This is a genomic window from Nostoc favosum CHAB5714 (assembly GCF_020829495.1).
GTDB lineage: Bacteria > Cyanobacteriota > Cyanobacteriia > Cyanobacteriales > Nostocaceae > Nostoc > Nostoc favosum.
The window spans coordinates 153,863-168,812 of sequence record NZ_JAIVFQ010000001.1 but is presented as its reverse complement, the minus strand read 5'-3'; the positions used below and the strand labels follow the sequence as shown (position 1 = coordinate 168,812).

Below are 14,950 nucleotides of genomic sequence, written 5' to 3'. Positions count from 1 at the left end.
AACTTAAAGGCTTAACCTTTGAACTTAAAGGCTTAAGCTTCGACCTTAAAGGCTTAAGCTTCGACCTTAAAGGCTCATCTTCTCCTACCTCTTCACCGTATTTTATTCAATTAGAAAGATTGGAATGCTTAAAAACTTATTTTCATTTAGCGATCGCTACCGCATCTTACATCAAACTTGGTTTGCTTTCTTTCTCACCTTTGTCTGTTGGTTTAACTTTGCTCCCTTCGCTACAACCATTGGCAAAGAGCTAAATTTAGCACCAGAGCAAATCAAAACTTTGGGTATCTGTAACCTTGCTCTCACAATTCCCGCCCGGCTAATTATTGGGATGCTTCTGGATCGTTTTGGCCCCAGAATCACCTACTCAATCCTGCTGATGTTTGCGCTTGTTCCTTGTTTGGCGACGGCGCTAGCGCAAGATTTTAATCAACTAGTCATCAGTCGTTTGCTGATGGGAATTGTCGGATCTGGGTTTGTCATAGGTATCCGCATGGTGGCGGAATGGTTCCAGCCGAAAGAGATGGGAATTGCCCAAGGCATTTATGGCGGTTGGGGTAACTTTGGGGCTTTTGGCGCAGAATTTGCCTTGCCGATACTTGCAGTTTCTACTAGCTTTTTCGCTGGTGGTGCTTCTAACTGGCGGTTTGCGATCGCACTTACAGGGATCATTACAGCCATCTACGGCGTAATTTATTACAACAGCGTTCAAGACACACCCACTGGCAAAGTCTACAAGAAACCTAAGAAAAATGGTTCTCTAGAAGTCACCAGTATTAAAAGCTTCTGGGCGATGATTGTCTCGAATTTTGGTTTAATTTTCGCTCTAGGTTTATTAGCTTGGCGCTTAGAACAAAAGAACATTCACTTCCTAACTTTGAGCCAAATGTATCTGGCTTGGTTGCTATTAGCAGGATTGTTTGCTTACCAAAGTTACCAAGCTTGGCAGGTAAACCGAGAACTTCTAACTGGTAAAAAAACTTACGCTCCATCTGAACGCTTTCAATTTGGTCAAGTAGCCTTACTCGAATTCACTTACATAACTAACTTTGGCAGCGAACTAGCAGTTGTTTCCATGCTTCCAGCATTCTTTGAAAAAACTTTTGCTTTAGAGCATGTTGTCGCTGCGATGATTGCTGCTACCTATCCATTCTTAAATTTGGTTTCTCGTCCCAGTGGTGGCTTAATTTCTGATAAATTTAGCTCCCGTAAATGGACAATGACAATTATCAGTGTCGGCATTGGTATTAGTTATTTGATTGCACATTTTATTAGTAGTAGCTGGCCGATTCCGCTAGCGATCGCAGTTACAATGTTTGCCGCCTACTTTGCCCAAGCTGGCTGCGGTGCAACCTACAGCATCGTACCCCTAATTAAAAAAGAAGCCACTGGACAAATTGCCGGTAATGTGGGAGCTTACGGTAATTTTGGCGGCGTAGTTTACCTGACAATTTTTAGCTTAACCGACGCTCCAACACTATTTAGCACAATGGGTATAGCTGCTTTAGTCTGTGCTTTCATGTGCGCCTTCTTCCTCAAAGAACCAAAAGGTTCCTTTGCCGCCGCATCTGAAGGTGAATTACCAGAAACCCCAACTAAAAACCCTATCTTCTTAACTAAAGAATAATCAACTAAAGGATGAAGTCAAAAAATCACCATCAAATCTGAATTAGGGAACTTTACACTTCATCCTTCTCTAACAGTCTTAATTCATAAAACTCCGTTTTTATTCTCTCTATGCTAAAAATTTGAAAAAATTCATAGAACTGATGCGAAAACCCTTTCTAACATTCTTCCCTTTGCGTTCTTCGCGTCCTTTGCGGTTCGTTTACTCATTCTCTTATTCCTATCTTCAGGCAGAATAATAGGGAAATTCAAAATTTTGAATGCTCTCTGCGGTTCGTAACAAAAAGAATTTCAATAAACCACATCGACAGAACTTACGCAAATTTATGAAAAAACGAACCGCAAAGCACGCAAAGGACACAAAGGAATAAGAGTTTTAAAGAGTTTATGCATAACACACAAATTCCTCAAACTGCCGCTACATCTGAGGTTGCACAATCAAAATAACAAAATTGTACAATAGCCATGAGTGAATTTACCAAAACCCTTTGTCCCTACTGTGGTGTTGGCTGTGGACTAGAAGTTTCACCCCCAGCCCAACATAACAAAGCAACTAATCGAGATAGCCAAGGAAATCCAACTTGGCGAGTGCGCGGCGATAAAGCCCATCCATCCAGCCAAGGAATGGTTTGTGTCAAAGGCGCAACGATCGCAGAATCTTTAGATAAAAATAGATTACATTACCCAATGGTGCGAGACTCCTTAGATCAAGAGTTTCGGCGCGTTAGTTGGGATGAAGCCTTTAATATCATCACAAAGCGCATTCAAACAGTACGCTTCACCCAAGGCCCAGAAGCCTTATGTATGTATGGTTCCGGCCAGTTTCAAACTGAGGATTATTACATAGCCCAGAAACTGATGAAAGGCTGTCTGGGTACTAATAATTTTGATGCCAACTCTCGCTTATGTATGTCTAGTGCAGTGGCTGGCTACATTCAAAGCTTTGGCTCAGATGGCCCGCCCTGCTGTTACGATGACTTGGAGTTAACCGACTGTGCATTTTTAATTGGTACTAATACAGCCGAATGTCACCCCATCGTTTTCAACCGACTGGAAAAGTATCACAAAAAGAACCGCAAAGTCAAAATGATTGTGGTTGATCCCCGTCGCACGCCAACCGCAGAAGCTGCTGACTTGCATTTAGCGATTCGTCCCGGTACAGATATCGACTTGTTAAACGGCATCGCCCACTTGTTGATGCGCTGGAACTACATTGATACGATGTTCATGGACGACTGCACCAGTAACTTTCCGGCTTATGCTGAAGTGATTCGGCACTATCCGCCAGAAGTGGTGGCTCGTCAATGTGGAATCAGCATTGAAGATTTAGAAACAGCAGCTCGCTACTGGGGTGAATCAGAGCGGGTACTGTCTTTGTGGTCAATGGGTGTGAATCAATCTTCAGAAGGGACGGCTAAGGTAAGAACTATCATTAACCTGCACCTGATGACTGGACAGATTGGCAAACCTGGGGCTGGGCCTTTTTCCCTCACTGGTCAGCCAAATGCAATGGGAGGACGGGAAGCCGGAGGTTTGGCGCATTTATTACCAGGTTATCGGGTGGTGAAAAATCCTCAGCACCGTGCAGAAGTTGAGCAGTTTTGGGGACTTAAGCCAGGACAGATTTCGCCCAATCCCGGTTTGACTGCTTGGGACATGATTACTGGGTTAGAAAATGGCGCTGTAGAGTTACTGTGGATTGCGGCTACCAACCCAGCTGTAAGTATGCCAGATTTGGAGCGAACTAAAAAGGCGTTGTTGCGATCGCCTTTCACTATTTACCAAGACGCATATTATCCTACAGAAACCTCTGCTTACGCTCATGTTCTGTTACCAGCAGCCCAGTGGGGTGAAAAAACTGGTGTGATGACAAACTCTGAACGGGTGGTAACTTTATGTCAAGCATTTCGCCAACCGCCAAGAGAAGCTAAAGCCGATTGGGAAATTTTCGCCGAAGTTGGACGTAGATTAGGTTTTGAGAAAGAGTTTGCCTTTGCTAATTCCGCCGAAGTTTATGCTGAGTTTGCCAAACTAACTAAAACTCGTCCCTGCGATATGACGGGTATCAGTCACGCACAATTACAAGCACAAGGCCCGACTCAATGGCCTCATCCAGAAGAGGGGAGTGGGGAAGATGAGGGAGATAAGGGAGATAAGGGAGATGAGGGAGATAAGGGGGCAAAACTTCTCCCTCATCCTCCTCATCCCCCTCATCCTCCTCATCCCAAACGCCTTTACACCAATCTCCGCTTCCACACCCCTGATGGACGCGCTCGATTTGGCGCATATTACTCAAAGGGACTGGCAGAACCACCAGACCCAGATTATCCTTTTGTGCTAACTAATGGAAGACTTTACGGACACTGGCATACCCAGACACGCACCGGGCGAATTGAAAAAATTTGTAAAATGCATCCCGAACCGTTTATCGAAATTCATCCCCGTGATGCTGCTCGGTTAGGTATTGTAGATAGTATGTATGTAGAAGTGCGATCGCGGCGGGGTAAAGCTAAGTTTCCTGCTAAAGTGACAAAAGCGATCGCGCCTGGTACAGTTTTTGTCCCCATGCACTGGGGTTCACTGTGGGCAGATAATGCCGAAGCCAACGCCCTAACCCATCCAGAATCTTGCCCCGATTCGCTGCAACCAGAATTAAAAGCCTGTGCTGTGCAGCTGATACCAATATCTGTGGAAGTTACAGTCAAAGATTATCAACTCCAGTCCTCACAATGGTAAGCTCCTAAGTGTACCGCTCAAGAGGTAATTAATAATCACTAATAGGTAATTTAGTCAATAATCAAAAGCCAATAGTGATTATCATTTTTTATAGCTCTCTACTATTGACCCATACCAATTACTATATCTAAAGGGTCAAAATCTCTAGTAACAAGAGGTTTGACAAGCGTAAATGGTAAGTTGTTTGATATGTCTAAGAGTTGCAAAACTGAATTACGAATTACGTTAGCGCAGCGTTAGCGTTAGCGAAGCGGTAGCGAGGAACGAGCGTCCGCAGGAGCGTCATTACGAATTATGAATTACTTTAATCCTCTAGATTTATCTATGGGATTTTATTTTATTTAAAAATCGGGTGCAGCAGATGAAAAAGTTAATGAGGCGAATTCTAGAAGCTACCAAAGATGAGAACTTCATGCACATCATTGAAAACATAGAAGTGATAGTTTCTAAAGTTCTATCTATTTTTATGGTCATCGTAATTTTGGTAGCGATCGCCGATTTGGGAGTATTTATTCTTAAAGAGTTATTTACAGCGCCTTATGCAAAGTTTAACACAACCCTGTATAAAATTTTTGGTCTATTTTTGAATATTTTAATTGCTTTAGAAATTTTAGAAAATATCACAGCTTATTTACGAAAACACGTTTTTCAAGTTGAATTAGTTATTGTCACATCTTTAATTGCTGTTGCCAGAAAAATTATTATTCTTGACTTAGAAAAAGTTGGAGGTATTGATATAATTGGTTTAGGAATTGCTATTCTGGCACTGTCAATTAGTTATTTGATAATTCGTCTCAGTAATGCCAAAAATACCCGTTAAAAATTAAAGATATCTGGCATACAATTTAGGCGTAACGCACCGTTCATTGATGGTTAAAAACCTTTAATTTTGAATACTTTCTTATGACAGATTTCTTTGAATTTGAAGCAGACTTTGTTGATTCCCTGCGCTGTATCCCCATGCAGGTGCGTTGTAAATTAGATACTTGTGGCATTAAGCTAAAATTGTCTGATTGGAATCAAATGACTACAGCCGAGCGTCAAGCTTTAGTCGAATTACCTTGCACTACAGAAACAGAAATTCAGTCTTACCGCGAGCATATCCAGCAATTAATTCTACAGCGCACGGGTCTACCAGCTACAAAATTGCCCATCGAGCCTCATCCCGCATGGCTAGACTCTGCCACTCTACCAGCCAGCATCCAGGAAAAAGCTCAAGAAATAGGTGTAACCCTGACACAGCAACATTGGGCAGGTTTAACGCCCTTACAGCGTTTTGCCTTGATTAAACTCAGCCGCCCGGGACATGAAAACAAAAACTTTAACAGAGCGATCGCAGAATTTAATCTGGTTTAATTAGCCAATAGTCATTAACAGAAAAAATCTGTAGAATGCATTACACTTTGTTAACTTGCTGCTCTCAAATGATACATTACAGCACAGTTAATGCTCTAATATCAAGTACGTCGGATTACTTATAATAAAATCTATCAATGTAGGTTGGTAGGTTGGGTTGAACGGCAGTGAAACCCAACATGAACATGGATCAAATGTTGGGTTTCGTTCCTCAACCCAACCTACAGATATTATAAGTGTTTAATCGAACCTGATATAATCTATCAGAAATTTACGCATAGCTTAACGCTTAACGTAGCTAACTCTAAATTAATATTTACTTTATAAACCACTATTAACTATTGGCTAATAGGTGAGGGTAACAAAAATATGGCTGCAAAGAAACTAAAGCAAGTGGCGTGGAAACCTCCTTTTCTACCAGACGCGCCGCATTAGCAAAAGCCACAGTCCGGCGGAAATAAACCTACTATTTCATTACAACCAGAAAGCCCAAAATTAAAGCATGTGTGAGTTTTGACTTTTGAGAGCCAGTTGCTTCTCCCTACAGCCCTTCTCAAGACAGGAGACGCTGTGTTTCGGCTCCGCTCAACATAAATTCGCGTTCGGGCATCCTACGGCAGGCGCTAGCCTCTCACGAATGGGATTCGGGGAGACGCTGCGCGTAGCAAGATCCCCGGAGGGGTACAACGCTCTTAACCCGCGCAACGCACTGGCTCATGATTGACTTCCGCCTTGCAGTCCTTGCCTCTCCCTTTGCGAGAATACCGTACTGGCTCACACAAGACCAGTGAAAATTATATATTTTTTGAATAGAACAAAATGCAGTAAAAAATACTATTTTTTGATAAATTGCCGTGGGTTTAATTTGCAGTTACGATGTCTTGAGTACACGACCGATACAATCTGATTTATCCGCCTAACAAGCCAGTTTTAGGATAAACTCTCAGCAAATGGAATACTTATTTACATTAGGTAAAACAATTTGAAATTTTGCATCTATAAATTTAAATTTCTTAGCAGTAAGTGAAGCTATAGTGGATTTAGCAATGCTGCTGTTAATGTGGCTAAGGTTAGTCCTGCTGCCAAATTATGTGAAGAATTAGTTTAGAAACGCACTTCTTATCGATGACAGGCAAACACGCAAGACATAATGCATTTCTGCGGCTAGTGTCTGGTAATGGGGCAGCTTTTGGATCAGAATCTCGCTACTCCCTGCCCCCCAGTAAAGAGATGGTAATTGGACGCGACCCCAGCTGCCAAGTTGTCTTGGATGCCATGATGTACCGAATGGTATCTCGTCGTCATGCAGTGGTTCGCCCCCTCTCTCTATCGCCAGATAGTAAATTCAGTTGGGTGCTTTGTGATTTGAATAGTGCTAATGGCACTTATTTGAATGGACAACGCTTGTATGAATGTCAGGAATTGCACCCAGGCGATCGCATTTCTCTAGGTGCTGATGGGCCGCAATACGTTTTTGAGTACGAGTATACCTTACTCACCCCAGCCACGACGGTTAACCAAGTTACACCATTACCTTCGGCGACAAATTACCACAGCCACACGCAATTAAAGCAGCCAGATTCTGTTAGCTTCACCCAGCTTTTTCCAATTATTTCCACTGGTAAAGATTTAACTCGTAAAGCTTACCTTGTACCGGGAATACTGACCGTAATCTTTGTAGTTTTAATGTTTGCTACAGTCGGTCAGCCCCAAGCTAATCAAGTTATCGTCGCAACTTACATCGCCTTCGCTGCCTACTATTTTGTTTACCAACTTTGCGGCAAACAAAAGCCTTGGTGGGTGCTAATGGCTGCGGCATTGGGTACGATGCTGATTTTGCTTAGTCCGTTGTTGGATTTATTTATCTTCGTGTTTCGTACAGTCCTGCCTGGAAACTTGCCCTCACCTCAAGAATCTACCACCTTCACAGAGTTGCTGGTGCGGATGTTTTTTGGCGCTGGTTTGATGGAGGAATTACTCAAGGCATTGCCTGTACTAGGGGCATTTGCCATCGGGAGAATTTTGTCTTCACCTTGGCGGGAACGCATAGGCGTCTGGGAACCTCTAGATGGTATTCTTCTGGGAACAGCTTCTGCTGTGGGCTTCACTCTCTTGGAAACTCTCGGACAATATGTGCCAGATATTACTCAAAATGTCACGCAACAGGTGGGTATAGGCGCTGCTGGTCAACTGGCGGGTTTGCAACTGCTGATTCCGCGAATTTTAGGCTCTGTAGCCGGACACATGGCTTATAGTGGCTACCTGGGTTATTTTATTGGGTTGGCTGTTCTCAAACCCAGTAGAAGTTGGCAAATTCTCTCTATTGGTTATCTTAGTGCTGCTGCGCTCCATGCTTTGTGGAATGCTACAGGATCAATTAATGCCTTGCTGTTGGTAGTTGTTGGGGTGTTATCTTACGCCTTTTTGATGGCAGCAATTCTCAAGGCACGGGTGCTATCACCGACGCGATCGCAAAATTTTGCTACCCGATTTCTTGGCCCAAAATAAGAGATGGAGCAGAGGGAGTAGAAAGAAGTGGGAACGGCGGCTACCCTGCTGGTTCTTTGTGTACCCCTACGGTGAAGCAAGCAACGCGTAGCGTCTCTAAGAGTTGGAGTACCGCTACCATTTCATTACAGCCAGAAAGCCCAAAATTAAAGCATACGTGACTTTTGATTTTTGACTTTTGACTTCCCCGTTCGCGCAGCGTCCCTAAGAGTTGGGGCTGACGCTACGCGAATGGCGGTAACAGGGGAGCCGGGAGAGAAGAGGATATCAAAGAACTCTTAAGCGTTGACTGTTGACTTTTGAATATTTATATCTTGGGATAGATAGCCTAATCTGAGAATTAATTTAATGTAAGGTTAATATAGGCTAACTATACAAAAATACTAATAATTAGTGAATGTTTAAATAGTCGCACAAGGTTACTAGCAGATAAATCTGCCTGCACCTGAAATTTATCTAGAAAACAGAGACAATTCATTCAAGTTATGCTTCATAGTGAGACTTGTTGATTTCATTGAAAGCATAAGAAGCGATCGCTAAACTAACCTTTGCTTTCTCTACTTCTGATAAAGCTGTCCACTCGCTATTTTGAAGATTACTGAGTGCAGATGCGGCGTTATGAGATTCGCTACTTCGCATAGCGTAAGCAAAAGGACGAGCTAAAACTAAAAGATCCTCTGTTCTCCAATTTGGTAGTACTGTCTGAACACACTCAACCAGTTGTTCACCAATCGATTGCTGGGCAGCAAGAATTTCAGCAGCTTTGGTGGCGATGGCATTGAGCAATGCTTGGGGGACACAGGCGGCAAAAGTAATAGATAATGTTTCTTGAAGATTAAGCACTAGTGCTTGTTGGGGATTGTGATTAGAGTCTGACTCCACGGAGACGCCAGACCAAAGTGTGTCTAGATGGCTATAAAAATCTTCCGATCGCGTTGTCAGTTCTTCCTCAAGCAAATCTTGCATTCCGAACTCTTGTTCTAATTCGTCAAAATAAGCTTCTGACTCTTCATCAGCTGGATTCCAGGGATAGGTAGCATCCTCTGGTTCCAGTAACACTTCTAATAATTCAAAATCTACTTGAGATGGCAAAGAAGAGAAAGTGTCTGAGTCGTTAATTTTATTAGCCATTTTTCATTGCCTCACAATTATTTGGTGGTATTGACAACTACAATTCCTCAGAAGAGATTTCCGCAAAAATAGTCGAATTTTTCTATGTTTCTATAGTAAAAACAAATTTTAAAGGTTGATGATAAAGACTCAAATTTATTTCTGCAATAGCTCTGCTAGGAGTCTTCAATAATAAACTCCCAGGTTTCAGCTCTAGCGCTTCCAAACTTTAACTGCATTCCCGATTTCAATGGGACTTCCTCTCGGAGGATTTGTTGCCAACCATTAGGGCCTAAAAACCAGGTTGTCCCGTAGGTGGAAAAATCTTGCAAGTAATAACTTCGCACCAATGTAGCATCAGTAAGAGTATTGCGGCAAAAAATTTCGGCGTGGCGTTTGGAGACAGATGGTTCGGGGATGACAATATCATTATCTTTCGTGCGGCCGATGCGGGTGACTCCATAACGTAGTAGCCAGATTTTACCTTTTGGGGCGAGCGATCGCAACGAAGCAGCCGGAAGCGGGGAACCTATATCAGGAATGGCTGTATCTGGTAGTTCGGTAATACCTTCATCTAGATTCTTAATTAGTTCGCCATTAAAATCTGGATGAAGGTAGAGAACAGGCAAAGTCCAAGCAGGTTGATTAAATTTATACAATGTTAACAACTCTTGCCTAGCCTGGGCTACGGCTTCATCAATTGGTTTGTGCGATCGCAAAGCTTCGGTAAAGGCTTGAATAAAGCTGTGGCTTTCTTGGTCAGCGATTTCATCACGCATCCCTAAAACCGCAGGCACACCATGACGAATCAGCACTTCTGCTAAACTGCTGGCAGGTATAGCTTGATGATTGATAGCAGCTGGTTGTGCGCCCCAACAGGCGTTGAAAACTGCTAATTTCACACCTGTACGGGTCAATACTTGCGCCAATTCTATCCCATTCAGGGGCATATCTGGTCGCAAAAACAGTAACCCCCCATCTGGGTCTGGCAAACCATGTCCAGCGTAAAAGAAAACATTGTATGCTCTGGTTTCTAATTCTTGAATTAACTCTTGTGGAGTTGGTTGTAGAAGTTGATTTACTATACAAGGTGCATATCTTTGGGAATTACCACCCACAGACGTATCTACAAGAGTTTGCTGTAAAATAGCAGCTTCTTGTTCTAGTTGCAGCTTGTCATCATGACCTAAAACCAGCAGAATATTTAAAGCCTTGTCAGTTCGCAAATAGGGTAAAGCGTCAACTTCAGTGCTGGTGCGACTAAATAGCAAATCTTGGGAGAGAGACATAGCCGATTGACCAGGTTCACGCTGCATAATTTCCCAAGGGAGAGCGATCAGATGGGGGTCGCGGATTTCTAGTCGGAAGCGCAAACGTGTATGCTGACCCATAGCAATACCGCGACTACGTTCTAGACTACCAAGAATTTGCCCATCAAATATCCAGCGCCATAAATTCATTCCCAAGTTTTGCATCAGACGACTGCTGTAGGGGCCAGTGGTTTGACCTGAAGGGGGAGAAATCGAATCTATGGGGAATGGGTTGGCCTTTTGAGATGTTGAGTTTGGGGAAATATCTAAGCGACTATGACCAGCAAACATCTGCTGCCATTCTTGCCAGACTTGATTGAGTTCATCAGGCCATACACAGTCACGTAAAACGTAGCCACTGGGATAGGGAGCTTTGACCACCCAAATGGCGAAGTTGTCAGTGCCAGTGTTTAGGAGACGGGCGATCGCCAAATTCAGGGATGGCATGGATTCATTAAAATAAAAACTAAAATAAATAATTTCAAATAAGAATTCTCCAAGGTGAAAACTTTCTACTTTTTTACCTTGTAAGTTTTTACTCTGATGTTACCTGTTATTATTCCAGGTTTCTACCAGTTTATAGATTATTTCATTAAGTTGGACTGCTGTCGTCGTCGGGTGGTTGAGTGACGGTTGTACATGGACTTGGTGCATCTTCTGGTAAAATAGAGACACCAAAGCGTTTCAGCTGTGATAAGTCCAGCAATACTGTTTCCGGCAAAGGTTTTAAATTTGATGGAACTGAGGAAGTTACTGCTGGATTATTAGTATTAGCTGGAGTTTGTGTGCTTTTATTAGCACAGACTCGCATAGACACGGAAAAATTTCCAGAAGCAGGTTTAGGATTTGGTTTTGTGTTGATAACTTCTAAAAAAGCTCCAGGGGGAAGCGATTGGTTGTTTCCCAAGGCAATTTGATTGTTGGTTTTAATTACCCAGCCAGGAGAAAGGTTAGCAAGCGATCGCGCTGCGGGTGTCGCTTCGATGGTAGGATTTTGAGTTTGTAATGGATTGGAAAAAACTGGAAAGGCTCGTGATGGCGATCGCAGTTGCCTCACGAACAATCCTAAACCACCTGCTGCTACCACAAATATTAACGGAACAATCCACTGTAGCGGTAAACCGGAACTTTTAGCAGGCTCAGTGTCTGGAATCACCTGAGTTTTGTGGTTTGGGCTACCTAAAAGTGTCGCATCTGTCGCTTTGGATGCAAAATCAATAGTTTTGGCAGAATAACTCTCTGGAATGAAGGCTTTAATCGTGATTTCTGGTTCCCAGTATTGGACTTGATAATGGACTAAAGCGATGGTGACATTATCGTGTCCATTCTTAGTGTTAGCGATTTCAACTAATCTATCCGCAACATTTGCTATAGGGACTTCCCCAGCTAGAATCGGCAAGATTTCTGTTTCCCAGTACTCCTCCACCCGATCAAAATCACTCAAACCATCGGATGTGAGCAGAAAAACAGCATCTTCGTCGAGCATAAACCGCCCAGATGTGGGATGCAATGAAGTGCTGGGCCCCATGCCCAAAGCCTGGACGAGAGAGCCAGCAGAACTTTGTTCTACAGCCTCGCGGTAAATGGCATAGCCTAGCCGCACCTCGCGGGAGGCAACATCATCGTCCAGGGTAACTTGATAACAGCCGTGGCGGGTAATCCAGTAAGCACGACTATCACCGACGTGGGTAATGTACATTTCATGAGCAACAGGCAATGCCATTACTAAAGTCGTGCCCATCCGCTGTCGCCCTTGGCGATTTTCACTGTCATTGCGCTGACTAATTTTGTCATTAGCAATTGCCACTGCCTTTTCTAGGTCATTAAGTAGCAGTGAGGGGTCTATATGGTCGTAGGGAACTTTTGTTAGTTGTTGTACCTGCTGCTGGATCGTTTCAATGGCTAAATTTGATGCGACATTGCCACCCTCGTGCCCACCGATGCCATCACAGACAATTGCTAAGGCTGTTGGCTGGGGTGGTTTGCTCACCAGAGTTCCACTGGGTGGACTACAGGCATCTTCGTTACGTTGACGGCTTGGCCCAGTGTCGGTTTTGGTGATAATTTTGATTGTGGGTGTTTGCGATCGCCCTAACCCAGCCAGTCCCCCATCTAAAACTCCGATTAATTGATCGGTTGAATTAATCTTTCCCTGAATTAAGGAAAGGCTAACCTCATTAACAAATTCAGTTATGGCTGGTTTAGCACCACTAACCAACTGCTGCCAAAATTCACCTAATTGGGGCAATTCTGGTGATGTTGCTGCATCGAAACGCAATTCTAATAAACGGACTAATGATCCTTCTACCCTTAATACATAAGAGTCAAGCAAGCTAGATGCGACACCTTCACTTGCAAGAGGTTGCCACAGATGAGCTATTTGCCATAACCAATTGAGTTGGCGCATCGATGTTGCATCACGCCAAGCGGTGGTTAACTCGCTGGCCAACTGCACTTGTTGGATTTTGTCATCTACTAATAATGGAGGTTTTTCTAAAAGTAATATTTCTCGATGGGAAGGCCCGTCACCGAGAAAAAGCACTCCATATACCTGCGGTACGTGTAACCGGTAGGGAATGAGTCTCAGGTAAGCTTTTAGAGGCTGTAAATTATCTAACTCAGGCGTTAGCGCTAATAAAGCAGGTTTCGTATCTAAAAGAAGAAATTTATCAAGGACTAAATAGCGATCGGCTAATATTTCTCCAGGGCTACCCACACTAGGGCCATCTACCACAGCCCAGAGGTAATTTTTGGTTAGGGGCGTGGAACATCGCAGGCAAAACTTGTGAGTCAGGGGGTTGGCAGCCTGACAATTTTCATTTGTACAGTAGAGCGTTGCCGCGTCATTTTCCATAGTTTTCGCACCGGGAAGCGATTGGCAATTTCTTTAACAGCATTATTAGGGACAATCTAGACCGCTCATCTTTCTTAAACTTGACATACCCAGACTTTAGATGATGATTTTAGCTGGCGGATATCAGCAGGTGCTAATACTTACTTATCCAAAGAATACGCTCCTAAGTCAACCCTACAGCCTCATCATAGCTTCTATTGCTCTGTGACTCTCCATCGCCAAAGCAACTAACTCCAACCCTGTTACCAAAGCATAACCCAAGCATAACTGCGCCCCAAGCTTTTGCTGAATTACCCCATCATCAAGAGGCAGATAATCTTGGTATTTATTTAGTTTATAAGTAGGATAGCAACAATTAACTTTAATTAAGAATTAAGATAATTAAATATACTTTTAGCAGAAGTACCTGACTAATGAAGTGGCTTTAAGCTGACTTTTGATGGTATCTGGAAACCTCTCTTCTATTTCTCTCTCCTACAACCTGACTTTTCACGTTATGTGGAAAAGTCCACTAAAAACCTAACCCCCTAACCCCCAACCCGTGGCGGGAAGGGGGAAATTCAAAGTCTCTCTCCTTAAAGGAAGAGAGAAATAGAAGTGAGGTTTTCCAGATGACCTGAATTGTCAGCTCCTACAACGAGGAGCAACTGCGCCCTTGCGGCTCTACCCACTTGTTCGCTCTTAGCCAGGACTTACGCAAAAATTGCTAAAAAGCTTAATTTATCGAACCGCCAAGACGCCTTCGCGCAGCGTCTCGTAGAGAAGAACGCCGAGAATTCGTGGACTGTGCGTAAGTCCTGTTAGCGTTAAGGCAGGGTAGCATGTGGCGTCAGAGACTTTTAACATTTTTGAGGGGTCTAAGTCCCTCGCTTGTTAGAAGCGACAAGTTTTGCGGTGGGGTTAAAATCCCCATTGCAAAACTTAATTACGAATTACGAATTACGAATTACGAATTACGAATTACGAATTATTTTAATTTTCCCCCTTCCTGCGTTGGGAAGGGGGTTAGGTTTTTCGTGGACTTTTCCAGATGATCTGAATTGTCAGAAAGGTTCAGCCAGATCGGTACCAACTCATTGGCTTATTGTTTGTCGTCAATTGCAACTTGGGGGACTCCCATGCTGTAGTTGGTAACGCGGGCAGATAGATTGTAGCTGATTTCGCCGAGTTGCAGGAGCGATCGCAGATAATGCTCTAAGTCTGACCCAACACGGCGCAAGTTATAGTCTGTGAGGTCTGCGCCACTAGATGCTTCTACTAGTTCATCAAATTTTCGATAAACTTTTTGCAGCGCATCTTCATTCCAGTTAAATTCGTTATCTGGGTCAATATCTAACGTTAAGACCTGTTCACTGGGAATCAGTTCGCCATCCCGGTCAATTTCGCCTGCAAAAATGCGGACATGCCGGGTTGTGGACTTAAGCAGCATCGGGTTATCCATAAAAGGGTG

9 protein-coding genes are annotated in these 14,950 nt (G+C 43.4%); 5 read left to right on the top strand and 4 right to left on the bottom strand.

Annotated elements, in window-relative coordinates; genetic code table 11:
• Positions 1-124: 124 nt before the first annotated feature.
• The 5 genes from LC586_RS00750 to LC586_RS00730 all read left to right on the top strand — a co-directional run bounded on the left by LC586_RS00750 (position 125) and on the right by LC586_RS00730 (position 8,226).
• On the top strand, positions 125-1,627 hold the full coding sequence (locus LC586_RS00750) for a NarK family nitrate/nitrite MFS transporter (RefSeq protein ID WP_229482498.1): 1,503 nt from the start codon (positions 125-127) through the stop codon (positions 1,625-1,627).
• 464 nt (positions 1,628-2,091) lie between these two features.
• The gene (locus tag LC586_RS00745) at positions 2,092-4,362 is read left to right on the top strand and encodes a molybdopterin oxidoreductase family protein (RefSeq protein ID WP_229482497.1); all 2,271 of its coding nucleotides are present in this window, start codon (positions 2,092-2,094) and stop codon (positions 4,360-4,362) included.
• A gap of 361 nt (positions 4,363-4,723) precedes the next feature.
• Positions 4,724-5,182: a phosphate-starvation-inducible PsiE family protein gene (locus LC586_RS00740; RefSeq protein WP_229482496.1), complete on the top strand. Its 459-nt coding sequence runs from the start codon at positions 4,724-4,726 to the stop codon at positions 5,180-5,182.
• An 83-nt stretch (positions 5,183-5,265) separates the two neighbouring features.
• Complete coding sequence (locus tag LC586_RS00735; RefSeq protein ID WP_229482495.1) at positions 5,266-5,718, top strand: nitrate reductase associated protein; 453 nt, start codon at positions 5,266-5,268, stop codon at positions 5,716-5,718.
• A 1,125-nt stretch (positions 5,719-6,843) separates the two neighbouring features.
• The gene (locus LC586_RS00730) at positions 6,844-8,226 is read left to right on the top strand and encodes a PrsW family glutamic-type intramembrane protease (protein WP_229482494.1); all 1,383 of its coding nucleotides are present in this window, start codon (positions 6,844-6,846) and stop codon (positions 8,224-8,226) included.
• Positions 8,227-8,709: 483 nt separating this feature from the next.
• Here LC586_RS00730 and LC586_RS00725 read toward each other — a convergent pair whose 3' ends face one another.
• From LC586_RS00725 to LC586_RS00710, 4 genes are all read right to left on the bottom strand, one after another.
• A complete protein-coding gene (locus LC586_RS00725) occupies positions 8,710-9,357 on the bottom strand; it encodes a hypothetical protein (RefSeq protein WP_229482493.1) in 648 nt (215 codons plus the stop codon).
• Between the two features lie 155 nt (positions 9,358-9,512).
• Positions 9,513-11,093, bottom strand: coding sequence for a CHAT domain-containing protein (locus LC586_RS00720; protein ID WP_229482492.1), 1,581 nt, complete (start codon positions 11,091-11,093; stop codon positions 9,513-9,515).
• A 145-nt stretch (positions 11,094-11,238) separates the two neighbouring features.
• Positions 11,239-13,500, bottom strand: a complete 2,262-nt coding sequence (locus tag LC586_RS00715) for a PP2C family protein-serine/threonine phosphatase (RefSeq protein WP_229482491.1) — start codon at positions 13,498-13,500, stop codon at positions 11,239-11,241.
• 1,081 nt (positions 13,501-14,581) lie between these two features.
• Positions 14,582-14,941 (bottom strand): NAD(P)H-quinone oxidoreductase subunit M, encoded by a 360-nt coding sequence (locus LC586_RS00710; RefSeq protein ID WP_100900765.1) that lies wholly within the window; start codon positions 14,939-14,941, stop codon positions 14,582-14,584.
• Between the last annotated feature and the right edge of the window lie 9 nt (positions 14,942-14,950).

What these genes read in the sequence shown, in the direction of transcription:
- LC586_RS00750 (WP_229482498.1), top strand. Translation starts at nt 125, where the DNA reads ATGCTTAAAAACTTATTTTCATTTAGCGATCGCTACCGCATCTTACAT.
- LC586_RS00745 (WP_229482497.1), top strand. Translation starts at nt 2,092, where the DNA reads ATGAGTGAATTTACCAAAACCCTTTGTCCCTACTGTGGTGTTGGCTGT.
- LC586_RS00740 (WP_229482496.1), top strand. Translation starts at nt 4,724, where the DNA reads ATGAAAAAGTTAATGAGGCGAATTCTAGAAGCTACCAAAGATGAGAAC.
- LC586_RS00735 (WP_229482495.1), top strand. Translation starts at nt 5,266, where the DNA reads ATGACAGATTTCTTTGAATTTGAAGCAGACTTTGTTGATTCCCTGCGC.
- LC586_RS00730 (WP_229482494.1), top strand. Translation starts at nt 6,844, where the DNA reads ATGACAGGCAAACACGCAAGACATAATGCATTTCTGCGGCTAGTGTCT.
- LC586_RS00725 (WP_229482493.1), bottom strand. Translation starts at nt 9,357, where the DNA reads ATGGCTAATAAAATTAACGACTCAGACACTTTCTCTTCTTTGCCATCT.
- LC586_RS00720 (WP_229482492.1), bottom strand. Translation starts at nt 11,093, where the DNA reads ATGCCATCCCTGAATTTGGCGATCGCCCGTCTCCTAAACACTGGCACT.
- LC586_RS00715 (WP_229482491.1), bottom strand. Translation starts at nt 13,500, where the DNA reads ATGGAAAATGACGCGGCAACGCTCTACTGTACAAATGAAAATTGTCAG.
- LC586_RS00710 (WP_100900765.1), bottom strand. Translation starts at nt 14,941, where the DNA reads ATGGATAACCCGATGCTGCTTAAGTCCACAACCCGGCATGTCCGCATT.